The organism is Nostocoides jenkinsii Ben 74 (assembly GCF_001046875.1).
In the GTDB taxonomy this organism is placed as follows: Bacteria; Actinomycetota; Actinomycetes; order Actinomycetales; family Dermatophilaceae; genus Nostocoides_A; species Nostocoides_A jenkinsii.
Genome location: NZ_HF571038.1, coordinates 1,054,992 through 1,074,991, shown reverse-complemented (window position 1 = coordinate 1,074,991; position 20,000 = coordinate 1,054,992). Strand labels below are relative to the sequence as shown.

The 20,000-nt window shown below is 70.2% G+C and carries 14 protein-coding genes; 10 read left to right on the top strand and 4 right to left on the bottom strand.

From position 1 onward, the window contains the following. Positions 1-13: 13 nt before the first annotated feature. Both polA and BN13_RS05020 read left to right on the top strand, forming a co-directional pair. Positions 14-2,683 carry a DNA polymerase I gene (polA, locus tag BN13_RS05025; protein ID WP_048544942.1) on the top strand — a complete coding sequence of 890 codons (2,670 nt, stop codon included), beginning with the start codon at positions 14-16 and terminating at the stop codon, positions 2,681-2,683. A 42-nt stretch (positions 2,684-2,725) separates the two neighbouring features. Next, positions 2,726-3,457, top strand: a complete 732-nt coding sequence (locus BN13_RS05020) for a Type 1 glutamine amidotransferase-like domain-containing protein (protein WP_048544940.1) — start codon at positions 2,726-2,728, stop codon at positions 3,455-3,457. A gap of 70 nt (positions 3,458-3,527) precedes the next feature. On the opposite strand, the gene BN13_RS05015 is transcribed toward BN13_RS05020, so the two are convergent. Next, positions 3,528-4,772, bottom strand: coding sequence for a polysaccharide biosynthesis protein (locus BN13_RS05015; RefSeq protein ID WP_048544937.1), 1,245 nt, complete (start codon positions 4,770-4,772; stop codon positions 3,528-3,530). Between the two features lie 129 nt (positions 4,773-4,901). Here BN13_RS05015 and BN13_RS05010 point away from each other — a divergent pair, with 129 nt between their 5' ends. Together BN13_RS05010 and BN13_RS05005 are read left to right on the top strand one after the other, a co-directional pair. Further along, on the top strand, positions 4,902-5,696 hold the full coding sequence (locus BN13_RS05010) for a hypothetical protein (protein WP_048544936.1): 795 nt from the start codon (positions 4,902-4,904) through the stop codon (positions 5,694-5,696). Beyond that, positions 5,693-6,436, top strand: coding sequence for a class I SAM-dependent methyltransferase (locus tag BN13_RS05005; protein WP_048544934.1), 744 nt, complete (start codon positions 5,693-5,695; stop codon positions 6,434-6,436). The genes BN13_RS05010 and BN13_RS05005 overlap by 4 nt, the downstream gene beginning before the upstream one ends. 11 nt (positions 6,437-6,447) lie before the next feature. On the opposite strand, the gene BN13_RS05000 is transcribed toward BN13_RS05005, so the two are convergent. After that, positions 6,448-7,185 carry a class I SAM-dependent methyltransferase gene (locus BN13_RS05000; RefSeq protein ID WP_048544932.1) on the bottom strand — a complete coding sequence of 246 codons (738 nt, stop codon included), beginning with the start codon at positions 7,183-7,185 and terminating at the stop codon, positions 6,448-6,450. A 68-nt stretch (positions 7,186-7,253) separates the two neighbouring features. Between BN13_RS05000 and BN13_RS04995 the strand changes: the two genes are divergently transcribed. Further along, positions 7,254-11,369: an alpha-(1->3)-arabinofuranosyltransferase domain-containing protein gene (locus BN13_RS04995; protein WP_048544929.1), complete on the top strand. Its 4,116-nt coding sequence runs from the start codon at positions 7,254-7,256 to the stop codon at positions 11,367-11,369. A 66-nt stretch (positions 11,370-11,435) separates the two neighbouring features. Here the strand turns inward: BN13_RS04995 and BN13_RS04990 are convergent, their stop codons facing one another. Next, entirely contained in the window at positions 11,436-13,397 is a 1,962-nt protein-coding gene (locus BN13_RS04990; RefSeq protein ID WP_048544927.1) for an acyltransferase family protein, read from the bottom strand. Positions 13,398-13,501: 104 nt separating this feature from the next. Here BN13_RS04990 and BN13_RS04985 point away from each other — a divergent pair, with 104 nt between their 5' ends. Genes BN13_RS04985 through BN13_RS19155 form a run of 3 tightly spaced genes read left to right on the top strand, consistent with a single transcriptional unit; the run spans position 13,502 to position 16,259 of the window. After that, on the top strand, positions 13,502-14,344 hold the full coding sequence (locus BN13_RS04985; RefSeq protein WP_048544923.1) for a glycosyltransferase family 2 protein: 843 nt from the start codon (positions 13,502-13,504) through the stop codon (positions 14,342-14,344). Then, complete coding sequence (locus BN13_RS04980; protein ID WP_157038445.1) at positions 14,295-16,049, top strand: hypothetical protein; 1,755 nt, start codon at positions 14,295-14,297, stop codon at positions 16,047-16,049. Before BN13_RS04985 ends, BN13_RS04980 begins: the two co-directional genes overlap by 50 nt. A gap of 57 nt (positions 16,050-16,106) precedes the next feature. After that, entirely contained in the window at positions 16,107-16,259 is a 153-nt protein-coding gene (locus tag BN13_RS19155) for a hypothetical protein (protein WP_157038444.1), read from the top strand. Positions 16,260-16,298: 39 nt separating this feature from the next. Here the strand turns inward: BN13_RS19155 and BN13_RS04975 are convergent, their stop codons facing one another. Continuing rightward, a complete protein-coding gene (locus BN13_RS04975; protein ID WP_053079723.1) occupies positions 16,299-17,474 on the bottom strand; it encodes a glycosyltransferase family 4 protein in 1,176 nt (391 codons plus the stop codon). Between the two features lie 106 nt (positions 17,475-17,580). On the opposite strand from BN13_RS04975, the gene BN13_RS04970 reads away from it, so the two are divergent. Both BN13_RS04970 and BN13_RS04965 read left to right on the top strand, forming a co-directional pair. Beyond that, on the top strand, positions 17,581-18,261 hold the full coding sequence (locus tag BN13_RS04970) for a class I SAM-dependent methyltransferase (RefSeq protein WP_048544920.1): 681 nt from the start codon (positions 17,581-17,583) through the stop codon (positions 18,259-18,261). Then, positions 18,228-20,000: alpha-(1->3)-arabinofuranosyltransferase domain-containing protein (locus BN13_RS04965; RefSeq protein ID WP_048544918.1), on the top strand; the 1,773-nt coding region annotated here is incomplete at its 3' end. The genes BN13_RS04970 and BN13_RS04965, both read left to right, overlap by 34 nt.

Below are 20,000 nucleotides of genomic sequence, written 5' to 3'. Positions count from 1 at the left end.
TAGGCTGCCATGCGTGAGTCGATTGCTGCTGTTGGACGGTCATTCCCTGGCCTATCGGGCCTTCTTCGCGCTGCCCGCGGAGAACTTCTCGACCAAGACGGGCCAACACACCAATGCGGTCTATGGCTTCACCTCGATGCTCATCAACGTCCTGCGGGACGAGGACCCGACTCATCTCGCGGTGGCCTTCGATGTCTCCCGCGACACCTTTCGTGCCCAGGAGTATGCCGAGTACAAGGCCGGCCGGTCGGCCACCCCGAGCGAGTTCTCCGGCCAATTGCCGCTGCTGCGGGAGGTGCTCGACGCCCTGAAGATCCGCTGGATCGAAGTGCCCGGCTTCGAGGCCGACGACATCATCGCGACCTTGACCACCCAGGCAACCGAGCGGGACATGGAGGTCGTCATCTGCTCGGGCGACCGCGACGCCTTTCAACTCGTCTCGGATCGCGTCACGCTGCTCTATCCCGTCCGTGGCGTGTCGGAGGTATGGCGCATGGACCCGGCCAAGGTGACCGAGAAATACGGCGTTCCCCCGCAGCGCTATAGCGACCTCGCCGCCTTGGTGGGGGAGTCGAGTGACAACTTGCCCGGCATACCGGGGGTGGGTCCGAAAACCGCGGCGAAGTGGATCACGCAATATGACGGGCTGACTGGCATCGTCGCCCACATCGATCAGATCGGCGGCAAGGTCGGCGACGCGCTGCGCGCGCACCTGGATCAGGTGTTGCGCAACCGGCGGCTCAACCAACTCGTGCGCGATCTAGACACGGGTGTCGGCTTGGACGAACTTCAGCGCACCATGTGGGACCGCGAAAAGGTGCACGAGGTCTTCGACGCCCTGGAGTTCCGCGTCCTGCGCGAGCGGCTGTTTACGACCTTCGACACGGCGGCTGTCGAGGCAGACGGCGGTTTCGAGATCGAGTCGACGGTCCTTTCCGGGGATGATGTGCCGGCCTGGTTCGCGGGGCCGGGCCGCGCGGGCCCGGTGGGGGTGCACGTCGTGGGGTCGTGGGCCCGGGGCACTGGTGATGTGGGTGCCTTGGCGCTGGCGCCGACTGAGGGACCGGTGGCGTATGTCGATGTGACGCCGCTCGATCCGGCGGGTGAGGCCGCGCTAGCTGCGTGGTTGGCGGATGAGTCGGCACCCAAGATCCTGCATGACGCCAAGGGGCCGATGCACGCGCTGCGCGCGCGCGGCTGGGAGTTGAAGGGGCTGGACCAGGACACGGCGCTCGCGGCATACCTCGTCAAGCCGGACCAGCGCGACTTCGACCTCGCCGACCTCGTGCTGCGAATGCTCGGGCGCGACCTGCGCGCTGAGTCCGGGGCGCAAGACGGCATGCTCGACTTCGGCGCCGACGACCAGGCCGAGATCGATGCAGCTGCCGTCCGGGCGCGGGCGGTGCTGGATCTCGGCACCGAGCTCGCCGGCCAGGTGGAGGCCGCGGGCGGGACCGAGCTGCTGCAGCAGGTGGAGCTTCCGCTGGTCGGAGTGCTCGCCGAGATGGAGCAGACGGGCATCGCCGTCGACATCGAGCATCTTGAGGGTTTGGAGAAGGACTTCGCCGATGCCGTCGAGCGGGCGCAAGAGGACGCCTATGACGCGATCGGTGGCGAGCAGATCAACCTCGGGTCGCCGAAGCAGTTGCAGGTCGTGCTGTTCGACACGCTCGGGATGCCTAAGACCAAGCGCACCAAAACGGGGTGGACCACGGACGCGGAGGCACTGGCGGACCTCTTTGCCAAGACGGAGCATCCCTTCCTGGAGGCGTTGTTGCGCCACCGGGACGCGACCCGTCTGCGGGTCACCGTCGAGGGCCTGCTGAAGTCGGTGGCGGACGACGGGCGCATCCATACGACCTATGAGCAGACGATCGCGGCGACGGGACGGCTGTCCTCGAAGGACCCCAACCTCCAGAACATCCCGATCCGCACGGACGAGGGGCGCCGCATCCGCGAATCCTTCGTCGTGGGGCCGGGCTACGAGTCGTTGATGTCGGTCGACTACAGCCAGATCGAGATGCGGATCATGGCGCATCTATCCGGTGATGCGGGCCTGATCGAGGCCTTCCGGACCGGCGAAGACTTGCACCGGTTCGTGGGTTCTCGCGTTTTCGGCGTCGAGCCCGCCGACGTGACGCCGGCCATGCGCTCCAAGGTCAAGGCGATGTCCTATGGCCTGGCCTATGGGTTGTCCGCCTTCGGGTTGTCCCGCCAGTTGACGATCCCGGTGGAGGAGGCCCGCGCGTTGATGGACGAATACTTCGCCCGCTTCGGTGGCGTGCGCGACTACTTGCGCGATGTCGTGGCGGACGCTCGGGCCACCGGCTACACCGAGACGATGCTCGGCCGTCGCCGCTACCTGCCCGACCTGACCAGCGACAACCGGCAGCGCCGCGAGATGGCCGAGCGGATGGCCCTGAACGCCCCGATCCAGGGCAGCGCCGCCGACATCATGAAGGTCGCGATGCTCGGCACCCACCGGGCGCTGGCCGAGGCCGGCCTGTCGTCCCGCCTGCTGTTGCAGGTTCACGACGAGCTGGTCATCGAGGTCGCTCCGGGAGAGGCGGATCGGGTCGAGGCGCTGGTTCGCCGCGAGATGGGTGCGGCCGCCGGTGAGATCAGCGTGCCGCTCGACGTCTCGGTCGGGATCGGCCGCTCCTGGCACGACGCCGGTCACTAATCGGTCGGCGATGGGGTGTGGCGCCCACGTAGGGTGAGCGCCATGCCCGCGGACCAGCCCACCATCCTCGCGACCTCCGGCGGCTACCGCTATGGGGAGCGCACCCGGGTCGAGTACGACCACCTCGTGCACCACGCCGTCGCGCTCTCGGGTGTCTCCGGCCGGCGGCCGAAAGTGTGCGTGCTGGGCACGGCCAGCGGCGACCCGCGGTGGTTCGCATCCGAACTGGATGAGGCGGCCCGGATCGCGGGTTTTGAGCAGACGCACCTGCACCTGTTCCCGATGCCGAACCTGGACGACATTGAGGGCCATCTTTCTGCCCAAGACGTCATCTGGGTCAACGGAGGCTCCGTCGCTAACTTGCTCGCCGTCTGGGACGTGCACGACCTGCGCCCGGTCTTTCGACGGGTGTGGGAGCGCGGTGTCGTACTCGCCGGGGTGTCGGCGGGGTCAATCTGCTGGTACCAAGGCGGTTGCACCGACTCCTTCGGGCCGCAACTGCGAGCGGTCACCAACGGCCTGGCGTTGCTGCCCTACGGCAATGGCGTGCACTATGACAGCGAAGCGCGGCGCCGCCCGACCATCCACGCGCTGGTCGCGGACGGCACGTTGGGCGTCACGCACTGCACCGACGACGGTGTCGGCATCGTCTATCACGGCATCCAGGTCGTCGAGGCGGTCACCGAGACCCCCGGCAAGGGCGCGTACGTCGTCGCCCGCCAGCCCGACGGCAGCGTCACCGAGGAGCGGATCGAGCCTCGCCTGCTGGGTTAACACCGCGCCTCGTCCGAACTTGAGCACGCCTTAACGACTTGAGCACGTCCTACAGGACGTGCTCAAGTCGTTAAGGCGTGCTCAAGTTCGGACGAGAGGGTGTGGCTGCGGGGGAGCGCATGCCCCATACGCCCGCGGCGGCGACCACGGCCAGGACAGCGACGGCGCTCCATACGGCTCCGGAGATGGTCCGCGGGGCCACCCAATAGATGAGCGCCGCCAGCACCGCGGCACCGGCCCAGGCGACGAGCCCGAGGACGTGCCGCGCCCGAGCCACATCGACATAGGTGGCCAGCTGGATGACCGCCATCAGACTGCCGGCGACGGCGAAGACGGGCGCATACGACGCGGCCGCGACGTAGTCGTCGCCGGCCAGCACCCGAGTCATCACCGAGCCCAACACGGCCGCCGCCCCGCAGGCCAGGGCGCCGAGGACGGCCACGGCGATCAGGGCGTATGCCCGTGCCTTGGCCACCGAACCCCGCGCCGCCTCGTGCGGGAACACCCACAACGCGATGAAGTTGGTTCCCCAGAAGGTGACGCGGCCGAAGACGGTCAAGAAGGCGTACCAGCCCGACTCCGTGTCGGGCAATACCGCCCGGGCGGCCAGTAGGTCGGCGTTGAGGAGCACGAGCAGCGCCCCGGCTCCCGTGCTGGCCCGCACCATTCCGGCCCAATTCCGCTCCCCGGGAAGGTCCGCCACGCCCGCGACAGTCGGCGCCCCGCGCAACAGCCACGCCCCGAGCACCAGCACCGCCGTGGCGGTGGCGGCCGAGGCGGTGAGCACGAAGGTGGGCCCGCCCCCCCACGCCGCCGCGAGCACGGCCGCCACGACTCGGCTCGCCCCGGACGTCGTCAGCAGCACCCCGAAGGCGACCGTCCGCCCCAGGCCGAGCAACACGCCTAACAGCACCCCCAGGAACGTCTGCGGGATCATCATGACGGCCAGGGCGACGGCGGGCGCGTACGAGGGCAGCCGCAGCACCGACACGATGATTGGCGACGCCGCCAGGATCACCAGCGCGGTCCCCACCGACACGATCAGGGCGCGCCGATAGATCCACCCGCGCGGACGACGCGGTGACATCGCGACCAGCCGGGTCGTCTCGAGTTGGATCGCCGTGTAGGCGACGGTGAAGATCACCGACAGCCCGAGGAGGGCGCCGAGCGCGCCATACTGCTTCGGCCCCAGCGCCCGGGTGAGGATCAGGATGTAGGCGTAGCCGAGGATGCCGGAGGCAAACGTCGCCCCGGCCAGGGCGATGCCCGAACGGGCGAGTTCCCGCGTCCCGTCGCGGGACGTTCCATCCGCCATCACTTTGCTCCCCGAGTTGGTCGGCGTCGATTATGACGCGACGAGGGCGCGGGCCGGGTCAACTACGATGACCTGCCGGAAGATTCGTATGGCGCACCCCGGCGCCGCGCACAAGGAACGAGCCCCCCAATGTCCGAAACCGACGCCTCGCCCACGGCGGTCGGCACCCCCCTCGCTGCGCCGGCCGCACCCCTCCCCTCGGATTCCGTTGTGGTCGAGCGGTTCCTGCGTGCGTTCCGGGCGGTCGCCGCCCTGTTGACTGTGGCGAGCGCCGTCGTCTGGCTGCGCCCGATCAATGTCCCCGGCCAAAACTTCCAGCCGTTCGGCTGCGGCAGCGCCGCGGCACCCGCCTCCGACGACCTGGCCCGCCTCGTCTGCGACGGGTCGGTCGGCCGGTTCCGGGGCATCGCCCTTGGGCTGATCGTGGCGGCCCTGCTCGTGCTGGTCGTGGGGGAGATGCTGGCCAAACCACTGGGCCGCCGGCGTCCCCTCGTCATGTGGGCCCTGCTCCCGGCCATCGGTGGCTTCACGTATGCCGTGACGAAACTCCTGCTCCCGATCGTCGTCCACGGGGCGGACGGGGCAAAGATCCGCTGTGGCACCCCGCTCAGCCCAGTCACCGATGCCCTCGTGCGCGGGCAGTGCGGGTCGGTTCCGGAAGGGCTGCGGGCCACCGCCTTTGGGGTCCTCGTCGGATCGGCCTTACTCGTCGGGCTCGCCTTCTATGTCGGCGGGGCCGTGCACGCCGGGGTCGCGCACGCGGGTCTTGCGCCGGCCGCCGCAACGCCCGACGAGGGGTCGGGCGACTCGCTCACCGATGACGCCCGCGCGGACGACGCCCGCACCGACGACGGCGACCTTACCGACGACGGCGACCTTACCGACGACGGCGATCTGGGCGAGGACAACGGGGACCGGCGATGAGCTTTGAGGATTACTACCGCGACAACGTCACCTATATCTCCCGGGTCGACCCGCGACTGGCGCTGATCATCGACCTGGTGACCGCCCAAGCCCCCGCCAGCACCCTCGACATCGGCTGTGGCCGCGGCTTCCTGCTCGACCTGCTGGCCCGGCGCGGCCTGACCGGCCTCGCCGGTGTCGACGTCTATGACGACGTCACCGACGAGCGCTTCGACTACGTGCGCGCCGACGTGACCCAGGCGCTGCCCATCCCGGACGCAACCTTCGAGTGCGTGATCGCCGGGGAGATCATCGAACACGTGCCGAACCCCGACGATTTCCTGCGCGAGATCCGCCGAGTCCTCAAGCCCGGCGGCACGCTGATCGTCTCAACTCCGAATCTCGTCTCCTGGGCCAATCGCATCCTGGTGCCGCTCGGCGTCCAACCGCTGGGCACCGAGACCTCCAGCGAGATCTCGCTGGGCCGGCGGCACCGGGTCCTCGGGCAGGGCAATCAGGTGCAGGGCCACCTGAAGGTGTTCACCCACCGGGCGCTCGGGGAGATCCTGGAGCGCTACGGCTTCACGGTCACCCAGCGGCTCGGGGTGCCCGCCTTCTTCCCCAAACCGATCGACCGCATCGACCGGCTGATCGCCAAGCGCGTCGCCTTCGCCTCCGGCCTGGTGTATGTGGCGCAGGCCCCCACGGGTCCGTGGCCGACTCCGCCGGCGGGTCGTCGCCACGACGACTGTGGGGGCTGATGGCCCCGTCGCTACTCCGGCTTGGTCACGACATACACATAAGACACAAACGGCGGCCCGGCGGTGTCCTCGGGGATGACCGCCTCGACCTGGCCACCGGCGGCGCGCAACTCCTTCTCGACCTTCGCGCGCCGGAAGGTGTGGAACTCCATCACCGCGTCGTAGCCGTAGCGCCGCCGCCGGTAGACGTTCTGAACCGGGTTCGGCAGGCGCCGCACGATGCCGATCGGGCTCAGGTCGGCGTGGCTCGGGACGGTGAACATCGCGATCCCGCCCGGGCGCAGCACGCGCACGAACTCGCGCAGATAGGCCGCCTTCAGGTCGTTGCTCATGTGCTGGAAGACGACGATGCTGACGATGAAGTCGAAAGTGTTGTCGGCGAACAGCCCGAGGTCGGCCTTCTCGTTGAGGTGGAAGGCGACCCGAGGGTCGTCGGCGTGGAACTTCTCGGCCAACTCGATCATGCTCGGCGCCACATCGACGCCGTCGGCGTGAACGAAGCGACCGGCGAGCGCCCGCGTGAGACGGCCGGCCCCACAACCGAAGTCGAGGGCACGCTCGTGGCGAGCGGGCGCCATACCCAGGCCGTCGAGGATATCGAAGTAGCCCCCGAGCCACTCCTCGCCGGTGGCGAAGAACTCCTCCGGAGTCCACTTGTTCCCATGCCGGTCGGGATAGGCGAGGATGGCCCAGAGCGGGTCGGTAGCACCCAGGTCGTCCCAGTTGCGCTGCAGGTGATCGAGGTTCATCGCGGCCGTTCCAGTGTGCGGGGAGGATCGCGCGAAAGCGTATCCCGGCGACGGAGGGGGCCGAGGCCATGTCACGCCTGAGGCCCTCCCCCGAGGCCGCGGTCCTGGCCGGTTTGGCCCTGTTGCTGGCCGTGATCGTCCTGACCAACAACTGGGGCGTGCTGACCCCGGACACCAAGCCCGAGTTCTTCCTCAACCCGTGGCAGTCGGCCAAGGATTTTGCCCGGCCGTGGCTCGCCTCCCCCGAGCTCGGCTCGCCGAGCTTCAACGTCGGGGTGGCTCCGGTGGCCGCGATCTTCGCCGCCGCGAAGGCGCTCGGTCTGCCTGCCTGGCTCATTCAACGCGTATGGCGCATCGCCCTCCTCCTAATCGCCGGCTGGGCCGCCCGCGCCCTCTATCGCGAACTGACTCACGGGACCGCCGCGGATACAGCGCCCGGGCGCGTGGCCGCCGCCGTCGCCTTCGCGGCCAATCCCTATGTCATCGTCGGTGGTGGGACGACCCCCACCTTGCTGCCGTACGCACTGCTCCCGGCCTTCGTCCTCGGCGTGTTGCGGGCCGTGCGCCTGCGGTCGTGGCGATGGAGCGTGCTGGCGGCGCTCGCGCTGGCCGCGACGAGCGGACTGAATGCCGGCGTCGTGACCTTGCTCCAACTCGTCATCGTGATCCCCGTCGCGGTCCACGTCGGGGTCACGCAGCCGCGCTCGCTCGGTCGACTCGTGGTAGTCCTGATTCAAAGCGGCGCGGCCTACCTCGCGCTGTCGCTCTATTGGCTTGTCCCGTCAATTGCTGGTCTCGCCCGCGGCTCGAGCGTCGTCGCGAGCACCGAGCGCCTCGACTCGATCAATATCGGCTCCTCCTTTGCCGAGGTGCTTCGCGGGCTGGGCATGTGGAGCCTGTATGGAGCGGGCCCCGGCGGTCCCTTCCTGCCGCGACAACTGGCGTTCCTCAGCAGCGCCGTGGTCGTGGTCCTCACCTTCGGTGGTCCGGTTCTGGCCGCGCTCGGGGCGCGGCTCAGCCGGTCACCGGCGCGGGTGTTTGCGGCCGCCTCGGTGTTGACCGGCGCCCTGGTGATGGCCGCGCCGTTCCCGTATGCCGATCGCTCGGCCTGGGGAGATGCAGTCGTCCGGGCATTGGAAGGCGTCCCCGGGGCCGGGGCGTTCCGAACCTTGAACAAGGCGGGCGCCGTTCTCGAGATCGGCGTTGCTGTCCTGGTCGGCCTCGCCGTGGCCATCCTCGCCCCGCGCCTGCGCGAGAGCTGGCAGCGCGTCCTGGCCGTCGGCGGCGCTGCCGCCCTGGTGATGGCCGGGACCGCGCCCGCTTGGACCGGTGGCCTCTTCCCGGTGACCATGGACCTCCCCGGCTATTGGCAGGACGCCGCCCAGGATGTCAACGACCTCGGCGCGACCTCGGCACCCGGCCGCGTCTTGCTCACCCCAGGGATCAAGCTCGCGGCATACGACTGGGGGTATGCGGGTCCGGACGAACTCGGCAACTCCCTCTTCCGGCAACCCAATGTCTTCCGAACGACGACCCCGTCGAGTTCGCCGGAGGCCGCCGACCTGCTCGCCGAGGTGGACCGGCGGGCCTATCTCGGCATCCTGCCGCCGGGGACGACCTCGGCGCTGGCGCGGCTGATCCAGGTCGGGGTGGTCGTCTCGCGGTACGACACCGCGCTGGCGCCGGGAGCCGACAAGACCGTCGAGGCACAACTCGCGGCCGATCCCGGGCTGTTGCCGGCCGCGGCATTCGGCCCGCCGCATGGCGAGGGCATCGGCGCGGTCAATGTCCGGCCCGTCCAGGCGGCCGGTGTGCAGCGCACGCTTCTGCCGGCGAAGGGAGCGCTGCTCATCGACGGATCCGGCAGTGTCCTGCCGCAATTGGTCGCGGCCCGGCTGCTCACCGGCTGGCCGACCATGGTCCTCGCGGGCAGTCAAACGCCGGAGCAAACGGAGCAGGCCGTGCGCGATGGCGCGCACGTGATTCTCAGCGACAGCAACGGCCGCCGCCAGTGGAGCGACGATCCGACGCGGACGGGCTGGCTGCTCGGCCCGACGGAGGGGGAGGGAGCGACCCGCGCGCTCTACACCGAGGTCGACCAGACGGTCGCCCGGGCGGACGGCAACGCCACCATCACCACCTCGGGTCCGGGGCAGTTGTTCGGCCCGTTCGCCACGGGCGACCCCTACCTGGCGTTCGACGGCGACCCGAGCACCCAGTGGTTCTTCGGCAATTTCGGTGCTGGTGTCGGCAATGCGCTCACGGTGACCTTGCCCGACCCGATACCGATCGGTGTGATCACCCTGCGGACTCGCGACAACGGGGGCGTGCGCGTTGCCGCCGTCCGGATCACGGGCGCCGGTCCCGGCGGCCCCGTGGTCCGCGAGGCGAAGGTGTCGGCGTGGCAGTCGTTCGCGACGACTGTTGACCTCGGCGGGGCCCCGCTGCGCTCGATCACGATCGAGGTCACCGAGACGGCCGGGGACGGGCAAGGATGGGTCGGCATCGGCGAGATCAGCATCCCGGGCGTCAGCGTGCGCAAGGTGGCCCGTCTGCCGCAGGGCCTGCCGGAGCGGCTCTCCCGGCTCGACCCAGCCGTGCTGGGGCAGACCCCGATCGACGTGCTGCTGCGCCGCCGCGGCGGTGATCCGTCGGGGCTCACCGAGGAGGAACCCCGGCTCGAGCGGGACGTTCAGGTGCCGGACACACGGCCATACGACCTGACCGGGACGGTGCGTCTCGCGAGCGGGGCGATGGATCGGGATATCGACCTTCTGCTAGGCGCGTCGTCCGCGGTGCAGGCGCGAGCCAGCTCGCGGGCCTTCGGCAAGCCCGTGCTGAGGGGCTCAATGGTGTTGGACGGCTCCACCGACGGCGGGGACCTCGCCACCGGCTGGATTCCAGCAGACCCCGTCGCCGGTGAGTCCTTGCGCCTGGACTTCCCAAAACAGCGCTTGGGCCGGCTCACGATCGACCAGAACACCGAGGGAGCGATCGCGACGTCCGCCCTGGTGTCGGTCAACGACGGAACCCCGGTCGAGGTCGCGCTGTCGCCCGGCCACTCGACGATCCAGTTCCCAGCCGTGGTCCCGGATGCCACGCGCGTGCGGATCCTGTTGACCGGGCGGATGGGCGACGGTCCGGTGCGCATCCTCAACGTCGGCGGGTTGCCGCGGATGACCTGGTCGGGGCCGGGGGAGCGCTGCGTGCCCATCGCGACAATCGACGGACAACCGTGGTCGGCCCGGCTACTGGGCTCCTGGGACAACCTGTTGAGCGGGGGCGCGGTGGCGTTCACCTCGTGTGACGGGGACCCGCAGGAGCTATCCGCGGGCGGGCACGCACTCCGGTCCGTGTCGGCGTTCGCGGTGGACGAGATGCAGTGGCACGGCCGTAGCCCGCGCACCGCCCTGCCGCCGACGCCGTCCGTCCGAATTGAGCACACCGGCCCGACGAGCGTGGTCGCCCGTCTCGACAGCGATTGTGCGCCTTGCTATTTCAGCTCCGGGCAGGGGCGCAACACCCAGTGGCGGGCGACCTTGAATGGCGCCGACCTGGGGGTGCCCGTCGCCGTCGATGGCTACGCCTCCGGGTGGCGGATCGACGGGCGCGCCGGTGACGTGGTGATCGCCCGGTTCGGGCCGGCCCGCGCCACCGCGTGGGCGTGGGGGATCAGCCTGAGTTCGCTCGTCCTCGCGCTGATCGCGCTCACCTGGCCACGGTTGGCGCGGTGGCGCCGCCGCGACGGCGTGCCCGCGGCAGCTGAGCTGCCGGAGCTGGCGGTCGAGGAAGCGGCCGCCCCGAGTGACGCGCCGGCTCGGGGCTGGGTCGGTGTGCTTGCCTGGACCCTGGGGGTCGGCCTCGCGGTCGCGGCGACGGTTGGTCCCCTGCCCGGGCTCGTGGCCGCGCTCGTCGTGATTGGCACCGTCGGCCTTCCCAAGGGTCCGTCCGTGACGATCCGGTGGCGGCCGTTCCCGAGCCTCGCGCTCACGGTGGCCTGCGTTCTGTCCGGCCTCATCCCCCTGGCCTGGTATGCCGGTCCAAGCCGGCACAGCGCCCTGCTCGATGAGCACATCGGCGCCAACTGGGTGGCCCAGCAAACCGCCGGCCTGGCGATCTGGCTGCTCGCGGTCGGCGTGATCCTCGACCACCGCCGGCGCACGGCCGACGAATCGCGTCCCTAGCCCCGAACCCCTAGCCCAGAACCCGTACCCCGGAACCCGTAGCCCAGAACCCCTAGCCCGGAACCCCTAACCCCGGATCGCTCGGGTCTGCGCCGCGAGCCACACCCACACCCGGGCTGCACCGTCGGCGGTCCAGTGGACGCCGTCTTCGTAGAGCGGGGCGCCCTGGTAGGTCGCGGCATACGCCCCGGTCGGGCAGACTTCGCTCCGCAGATTCAGCAGGTGCACATCGGGATGTGCGGCGACGAAGTCGGTGATGACCTTGTTGAGCCACTCCTGGCGGCCCACGTCGTTGATGATCGGTGCCGTCTTGTCGAAGCCGCTCTCCGGCTTGCCGTAACACGGGAGGTTTGTGATCGCGACCGTGGGAGCGACCTTCCCGAGGTCCGCGGTGGTGGCGGTCAGCCACTGGGTGATGACCGCGGCATACTCCGGGGTGCCGAAGGTGAGGTCGGTGCCGTCCAGCACGTGGTCGAACAACTCGCCATTGCCGACCATCATCACCGCGACGTCCGGCTTCGCCTGCTCCAGGCCGGCGTGCCAGGCGGCCGACCACGTGGGGCAACTGTCGGGCTGCGGGACGACCTCGCCGTCGATCACCAGGTTGCCGCCGAGGAAGTTGCAGCCGAGCAGGGTGTTGCCCGCGACCGTGACGTGCAGCGACGGGTCGGGCGGGTACTTCGAGTGCAGATAGAACGCGACCGAGTCACCCAGCAGATACACCTTGATCGGGGTGGCGTCGGCGGTCGCCCCGCTTGGCTGGGCCGGGGGTGGGCTGGCGATCGGCCCCGCGGCCGTGCTCGGCGCGCCCGTCGCCAACACGATCCCGGTCAGAACCACGGCGGTGACCGCCCCGAGGCGCGCGATGACTTCGCCCGTCCACGGAGCACGCGGCCCGGTCGGCGACCAGCGCCGAATCGGCGTCTCGATGACCCGATAGGACAGCGTCGCCAGCAACCCGGTCACCGCAAGGCGCATCGCCAGCAGCGGCCAGCCTGTCGCCCCTGTCTGCGCGGGGGTCAGCACGACATACACCGGCCAGTGCCACAAATAGATGCCGTATGACGCGAGCCCGACCGTGACCAGAGGTCGCGTCGTGAGCACCCGGGTGAGCGGGCTCGTGCTCGGGCTGGCCGCGCCCAGGACCAAGGCGAGCGAGGCGAGCGCCGTGAGGAGGAAGCCACCGCGATACATCCAGGTAGAGGAGTCGTGGGCCACGGCATACACGAGCCCGATGCCGGCGAGCCCGAGCCATCCGAGGGGGCCCAACCACGTGCCGCCAGTGCCGGTGGAGCCCGAGTGCGCGCCGCCCGAGACTGTGCCTCCCGAGCCCGGGCCGCGCCACCAGCCGCGCCGGGTAAACACCACCGCTCCGACGGCCCCGACGAGCAAGGCTTGGAGACGGGTATCGGTGCCGTAGTAGATCCGGCTCGGATCGATCCCGGGGCGATAGAGCGCGGCCATCAGCCCGGCCGAGGCCACGGCGAGCGCGCCGAACAACACGGCCAGGCGCCGGCCGCGCCACCCGAAGCGCAAAAGCACCACCAAGAGCAGCGGCCAGATCACATAGAACTGCTCCTCGATCGCCAGGCTCCACATGTGCAGCAGCGGCGTCGGGGACGCGTACTGCTCGAAGTAGGAGATCCGCTCGATCACGAAGCGCCAGTTGGCCGCATAGAACAGCGAGGCGACCAGGTCGCCGCGCAACCGCGCCCGGACCACGGCGGGGGCGAGCAGCACGGCATACAGGCAGACGAAGACGAGCACGGCGAAGAGCGCCGGCAGCAGGCGCCGCGCTCGGTGAAACCAGAACCGGGCGAAACCGACCCGGCCGGTGGCCTCGTGCTCGGCCAGCAATAGCGAGGTGATCAGGAATCCGGAGAGTACGAAGAACACGTCGACACCGAGGAAGCCGCCGGGCAACCACGACACGCCGCCGTGATAAAGCAGCACGCCGATGACGGCCAAGGCGCGCACACCATCAAGGGCCGGCCGATGGGGCAGCGCCCAGCGCGACGTCGACGGCATCCGAGCGTGTCCCTTCCCTGCGAGCAGCCCGCATCCTAGGGGAGATGGCATACTCGCTGGTAATGGTGCCCGTCGAGAGCCCGATCCCCCCTCAAGGAAAGACCGTGTCTGACTTACCTGCTGCCCACCAGCCGAAGGTTTCGGTCATCGTCCCGACCAAGAATGTCGAGCGGACCATGGAACGCTGCCTGCGCTCCATCGCCGCCCAATCCTGGGGCAACGTCGAACTCGTCGTCGTCGACAATTTCTCGACCGACTCGACGTTCGAGGTGGCGCAGCAGTATGCCGATACCGCCGTCCAAGCGGGCCCCGAGCGCAGCGCGCAGCGCAATCTCGCCATCGACCTCGCCACCGGCGACTACATCCTGTGGATCGACGCGGACATGGTGCTGACGCCGCGGGTGATCGAGGATGCGATGGACTACGCCCTCGCTCGCGACCTCACCGGGGTCTTCATTCCCGAAGTCACCGTCGGCGACGGCTTCTGGACGGCCTGCCGGGCGCTGGAACGCAAGTGTTATGTCGGGGTCGAGATGATCGAGGCTCCCCGGCTGATCAAGCGGTCGTGGTTCGTCGAGAACGGCGGTTTCGTCGCCGACGTCGCCGGCCAGGAGGACGCCGAGTTGCGGATGCGCATGCTCGACCAAGGCGTGCCGATGGGCCACATCGAGACCTACATCCTGCACGACGAGGGTCGGATGACCTTCGCCGACATCATGCGCAAGCGCTACTACTACGGCAAGTCGCTGCCGGCCTACAACCGAGCCCAGCCGGGTGCCATCTCCAAGCAGGGCGCGGCGACCCTGCAGGCAATGGTCAAGGGCCTGCCGATCCTGGCGGGCGACCCCGTCCACGGCGCCGCCCTCGTGGGCCTGCGCGCGTGCGAGGCGGTCGCGTATGCCGCGGGGGCCGCCTCGGTCAACCTCACCAATCGCCGCGCCGCGTGAGCCGGGAGTGACCGGCGCGGCGCTGGCGCGGTGTCGACCGTATGCCGCGCCGCTCGCCACCGCCCTCGCGGCGGCACTGCTGCTGCTCGGGCCCGCGCTCGGCCCCGGACTGCTGCTGGCCGTCGATCTCGGGTGGTCACCCGATCCTCGCTTCACCCCGTTCGTCACGGGGACCGGGATGGTCGCACCCCGCGCGGTGCCCAGTGACGCCGCCGGCGTCCTGCTCGGCCTCCTCATCGGCGCCTCCGCCGCACAGAAATTGACTCTGCTCCTGATCGTGCTCGGGTGCGGACTCGGCCCGGTGACGCTCGCCCGCCGCCTTCGCCCGGGGATAAGCCCGCTGGCCACCAGCGCGGTCGCGGTCGCCGGGATGTGGAATCCGTTCGTCGCCGAACGCCTCGCCGTCGGTCAGTGGACCGTCCTGCTGGGCCTGGCGATCGTCGGCTTCGCCCTGCGCGCGGCTCTCGGACCGCAGCCGACCCTCCCGGTCGCCGCGTGCATCGCGCTCGCCGGGGTGGGCGGCGCCAACACCCTGGTGATGGTCCTGCCCCCGGTCCTGCTCGCCCTCCTCCTCACCCGACCGTATGCCGCGTCCCTCCGCCCCATCGCGGCCGCCCTCGGGACAGGGGTCGGCGTGGCAGCCGTATGGGCAGTGCCCGCCCTGATCGCCGCCGCCCCCGCCGATCCGGCCGGTGCCGAGGCGTTCCGACCCGCGTCCGATACCCCTTTCGGGGCCGCTCTGTCATTAGTCAGCGGCGGGGGGATGTGGAATGCGGCCACCCACCCGGATGCGCGGGCGGCGCTATTGCCCGCGGCCGCCGCAACCGCGCTGGCCGTGCTCGCCACGGTGGCCGCCTGGCGCCATCGCCCGGCTCGCGCCGTGCTGACGGCCGCCGGCATGATGCTCGTCCTCGTCGTCATCAGTGCCGCCCCCGGACTCGATCGGGCGTGGTCGGCCATCGTCGGGGCGCTGCCCGGGGGAGGGCTGCTACGCGACGCCCAGAAGCTGCTCGCCGCCTGGATCGTCCTGCTGGCCGTAGGTCTCGGCCTTGTCGTCGAGGCGTTGTTCCGTCGCCCGCGAGGCGGCCCCGCCGCGGTCGGGGCCGTGGCGCTGGCGCTGGCGCCGCTCGCCATACTTCCCGGGATCGGGTGGGGTCTCGGCGGGACGCTGCGGGCGCACGCTGTCCCGGTTGACCTGCGCGCCACCGCGACCGTGCTGAGCGACGCCCCGCCGGGGCTCGTCGGGGTGTTGCCGTGGAATCAGTACCGACGCTACCCCTGGAATGGCGAGCGCTTGGCGCTGTCCCTGGCCCCGCGGATGGTCGATCAACCCGTCCTCCAGAACGACGCCCTCCCGCTGCGCGGCGGCACGATCGCGGGCGAGGACGCCCGGGCCGCGGCGGTTAGCGCCGCCATCGCGGAGGGAGTCGACCCGGTCGCCGCGCTGCGCGCTCAGGGGGTGCGTTATGTCCTGATCGAGGCCGACGCGGGCACGGACGCGGTCGGCAGCCAGGCCACTATCCCGGCTGGGGCCCGGGTGATCGCCCAGGGCGAGTCGGCACGGGCATACGACCTCGGGCCAGCACCAGCCATCGCGACGCAGCCGGCATCCGGGCCTGTCCGAGTGGGGTGGATCGTGACCTCGGCGGCGTGGATGCTCGTGCTCGGCTGGGTGCTCGTCCGGGTGGTCCGTCGAGCCAGGTGACATTCGGCGCCCGCCGCGCCGTTCTTACCCCAGGTAATCCTTTGCTACCCTTCGGTCATGAATTCTTCGTCGTCCTCCGCCAAGGCGTTGGGTGGTTCGTTCCTCGCGGGCGTCCTGTTGGCCCTGTTCGGCGTCATCGGCGGTGTCGGTGCCATCACGCCCGACGCCAACGGCAAGCCGGCCAACCTGACTCAGTACGACAGCAACTGAACCGCATCGCGTCGTGATCGACGCAACGCACGGCCCCGATCACGGGCCGTGCGTTTTGTTGTGCCCGAACTCCGGCTCGGGTGATGAGCCGTCCACGTCCTCGGCCGCCGCGCCCTCGTCGGCACCGATCAACAGTCGCTCCCACACGTCCACAGTCTGATCCCAGCGGAACTGGGCGACCCACTCCTGCACCTGGCGGGACAGCTTCTCGCGCAGTTCGGCGTCGTCGATGATCCGGCCCAGCGCGACGGCGAGTGCCGGGGCGCCCTCTTCGCACAACAACCCGGTCTCGCCGTCGCGAATCGAGTCCTGGACACCGCCCGCCTCATAGAACCCGACGGTCGGGGTGCCGTGCACACCCGCCTCTACCACGACCAAACCCCAGCCCTCCTTCAAGGACGGCAGCGCTTGGACCCACGCCTGCGCCAGCAGCCGATGCTTCTCGGCCTCGGAGACGTGGTCGGTGAAGGTGATCCGATCGCGGACGCCGGCGGACTCGGCATACTCCTCCAGGCGATGCCCCCACCAGCCCGAGCCGACAACGAGCATGCTCAGGTCGGGATGTGCTGGGGCGAGCAACGCGAGCGCATCGATGGCGAGTTCCACGCGCTTGTGCGGGACGAGCCGGCCGAGCACGATGATCTGCGGCGTCGCCGAGCGCTCGATGTGCTCGTCCTTGACAACGTCCGTGCCGTTGTAGATCACGGACATCCGGTCGGCGTCCACGCCGAGACCCGCGAGCTCCCGCCCGGTCGAGGGGGAGACGACCACATAGGGCACCCTGCGATAAACGCGAGGCGCGACCTCGGATTCGAGCCACCAGCCGATGCCGGCGGCCTTCTTGCCGACGACGACGGGCCACTGCTCGCGGTGGACGTGGTGCACGAGGTTGATGACGCGCCCGCCCGCCAGCGGCGACAGGAAGGGCACACCATTTTGGATGTCGACCACGACATCGGCGCGCAGGCGGCCCACGAGCCGCGACGCCAGGGCCCGCGGGAACACCCCGAACCGCCCGCCGCGTCGGCTATAGGCGACGCCGTGCACAACCTCGTCACGAATTGCCCCCGGGTATGCCGCGGTGCGCACGGTGACCTGGTGCCCTCGCCGCGCGAGTCCCTCGGCGACCTCAACGAGGTACTTCTCGGCGCCGCCGGCCTCCGGGTGATGCTGGTCGCGCCAGCTCAGGAAGAGGACGCGTAGGTGGCGGGACAACGGAGGAACCTCGATCGTGGATTGGGGGGTTGTGCCCGGCGCGTAGCATGTCCGCGTGCAACCTGGGCAGAGCGAAAGATACCGCACGGTAACCCGCTCTACCCGAATGTTCCGTGCGTTCCTGCAGGAGCAGAGTAATCCCGAAGTCTTCTATCGCAGCCTCGCCCGCGACACCATCGCCCTCGTCGGCGCGCACGAACCGATCCAGGGGCGGCTGGTCGTCGACGTCGGTGCGGGGGAGCATCAGTTCGCCGAGGAGTTCCAGAAGGCGGGCGCCCGATACCTCCCGGTCGACCGGGACCACCGCATCTTGACTGAGTTGCCGCAGCGCGGCATCCAGGGGCTGGGGGAGCGACTGCCGCTGCCCGACGGCTGCGCCGACATCGTGATGTCCAGCAATGTGGCCGAGCACGTCCGCACGCCGGGGGTGCTCGGCGACGAGCTCGTGCGGATCGCCCGCCCGGGTGGCCTGATCTTCCTCGCCTACACCTCCTGGGCGAGCCCGTGGGGCGGACACGAGACGAGTCCGTGGCATTGGTTCGGCGGCGACTACGCCGCGCGGCGGTATGCCCGTCGGCGTGGTCGGCCGCCGAAGAATCGCTACGGCGACAATATGTTTGCGACCTCCGTGGCGGGCGGACTGCGCTGGGCGCAAAATCAGCCCGACGCCTGGCTGGTCGACGCCTTCCCGCGCTACCACCCGGATTGGGCCGCGGGCGTCCTGAGCGTCCCGGGCGCTCGTGAAGTGGCGACGTGGAATCTGACGATGCTGCTGCGCCGGCGCTGAGCCGCCGCCTGGCCACGCTCGCCGGCCTGCTCGTCGTCACCACGGTCGCGTGGTCGACGCCGGCGGGGCGGATCGGCGAGGACACCAAGAACGACCTCTATGTCGACGCCTGGGGGCTCATGCGCCGGGCGCTGCACCTGTGGGATCCGCAGGTCACCTGGGGGATGCTGCAGAACCAGGGCTACGGCTACCTCTTCCCGATGGGCCCCTTCTTCGCCCTCGGCAGCGAGGTTCTGCCGGTGTGGATCGTGCAACGCCTCTGGTGGACCTCGCTCCTGGTCGTGGGCTACCTCGCGAGCACAGCGTTGCTGCGCCAGCTGCGCCTCGGGCGGGCGGACGGCCATACGCCCTTGGTGTGGTGTCACCTTGGGGCCCTCGCCTACACCCTGGCACCCCGGGTTCTCTCCACGATGGGCGCGATCTCTCCCGAGGCGCAGACCCAACTGCTCGCGCCGCTGATCCTGTGGCCGCTCGTCGCCGCGAGCGCGGGTCGGCTGGGCTCTCGCCGGGCGGCGGCGCTCTCGGCGCTCGGGGTCCTGTTGTGCGGCGGGGTCAACGCGACGGCGACGATCCTGGCGGCCGTTCCGGCGGGGATCTGGCTTGTCACGCGACACCGGTGGTGGCGGGCGGCGCTGACCTGGTGGTGGGCCGGCCTGACGGCGGCGGCCGCCGCGTGGTGGCTGATCCCGCTCCTCCTGCTCGGGAGATTCTCGCCGCCCTTCCTCAACTGGATCGAGAATGCGGCGGTCGTCGCCAAGCCGGTCGGTCTGCTCGACCTGATCAAAGGCACCACGCATTGGCTCGGGCACGTCGTGGTCCTCGGTGGCCCGTGGTGGCCGGCCGGCTGGACGATCGCCAGCACCCCGATCATCGTCGTGGCCTCGACGCTGATCGGAGCGCTCGGCCTGGCCGGTCTGGCCGTCCCCGGCGCGCATCGCCGCTTCCTGCTCCTGTCGCTGCTCCTCGGGGTCGTCGTCTTGGCCGTGCCGCACGCCGGGCCCCTCGCCTCGCCGCTGCAGGGCACCGCCGTTCGGCTGCTCGACGGTCCGTTGGCGCCGCTGCGCAATGTCCACAAGGCCGACCCGCTCATCCGGCTGCCCCTCGTGATCGGGCTAGTTCGGCTCGGCGCGTGGCTGCCGCTGCGGCGCGTGCGGACCAGGGTCGGCGCCGCTCTCGTCGTGGCGGTGTCCTGCCTGATCGTGGCCGGCCCGGCCATGAGTGGGTCGTTAACGACGCGGGGTACCTTCACGGGGATGCCGGCCTATTGGGCCCAGGCCGGGGCGTGGCTCAGCGCGCACCAGCGCGAGGGCGGCGCCGTGCTCGTTCCGTCCGCGAGCTTCGGGGAATACACCTGGGGGCGCACCATCGACGAGCCGCTGCGCTCCCTCACCACCGGGTCGTATGCTGTGCGCGACGCCGTCCCGCTCACCCCCGCCGGGACCATCCGCTTCCTCGACGAACTTGAGCGGCGCCTGCAAACCGGCCGCGATCTCGACGGTGCCCGGGAGGCGTTGCTGTCTACCGGAGTCCGTTTTGTCATCCTGCGCAGCGACCTCGACACCGAACTCACCGGCGGACCACCGGCGTATGTCGCGCGCTCGGCCCTGCGCGCGACCCCCGGTGTTCGGCTCGTGGCCGGGTTTGGCGCGGCGACGCTCGACGACACTGGCACGCGCGGCCAGCCGGTGGAGATTTATGCCCTCGACGGGGCGGCCGCCGCGCCGCTGACGGCATGGCCC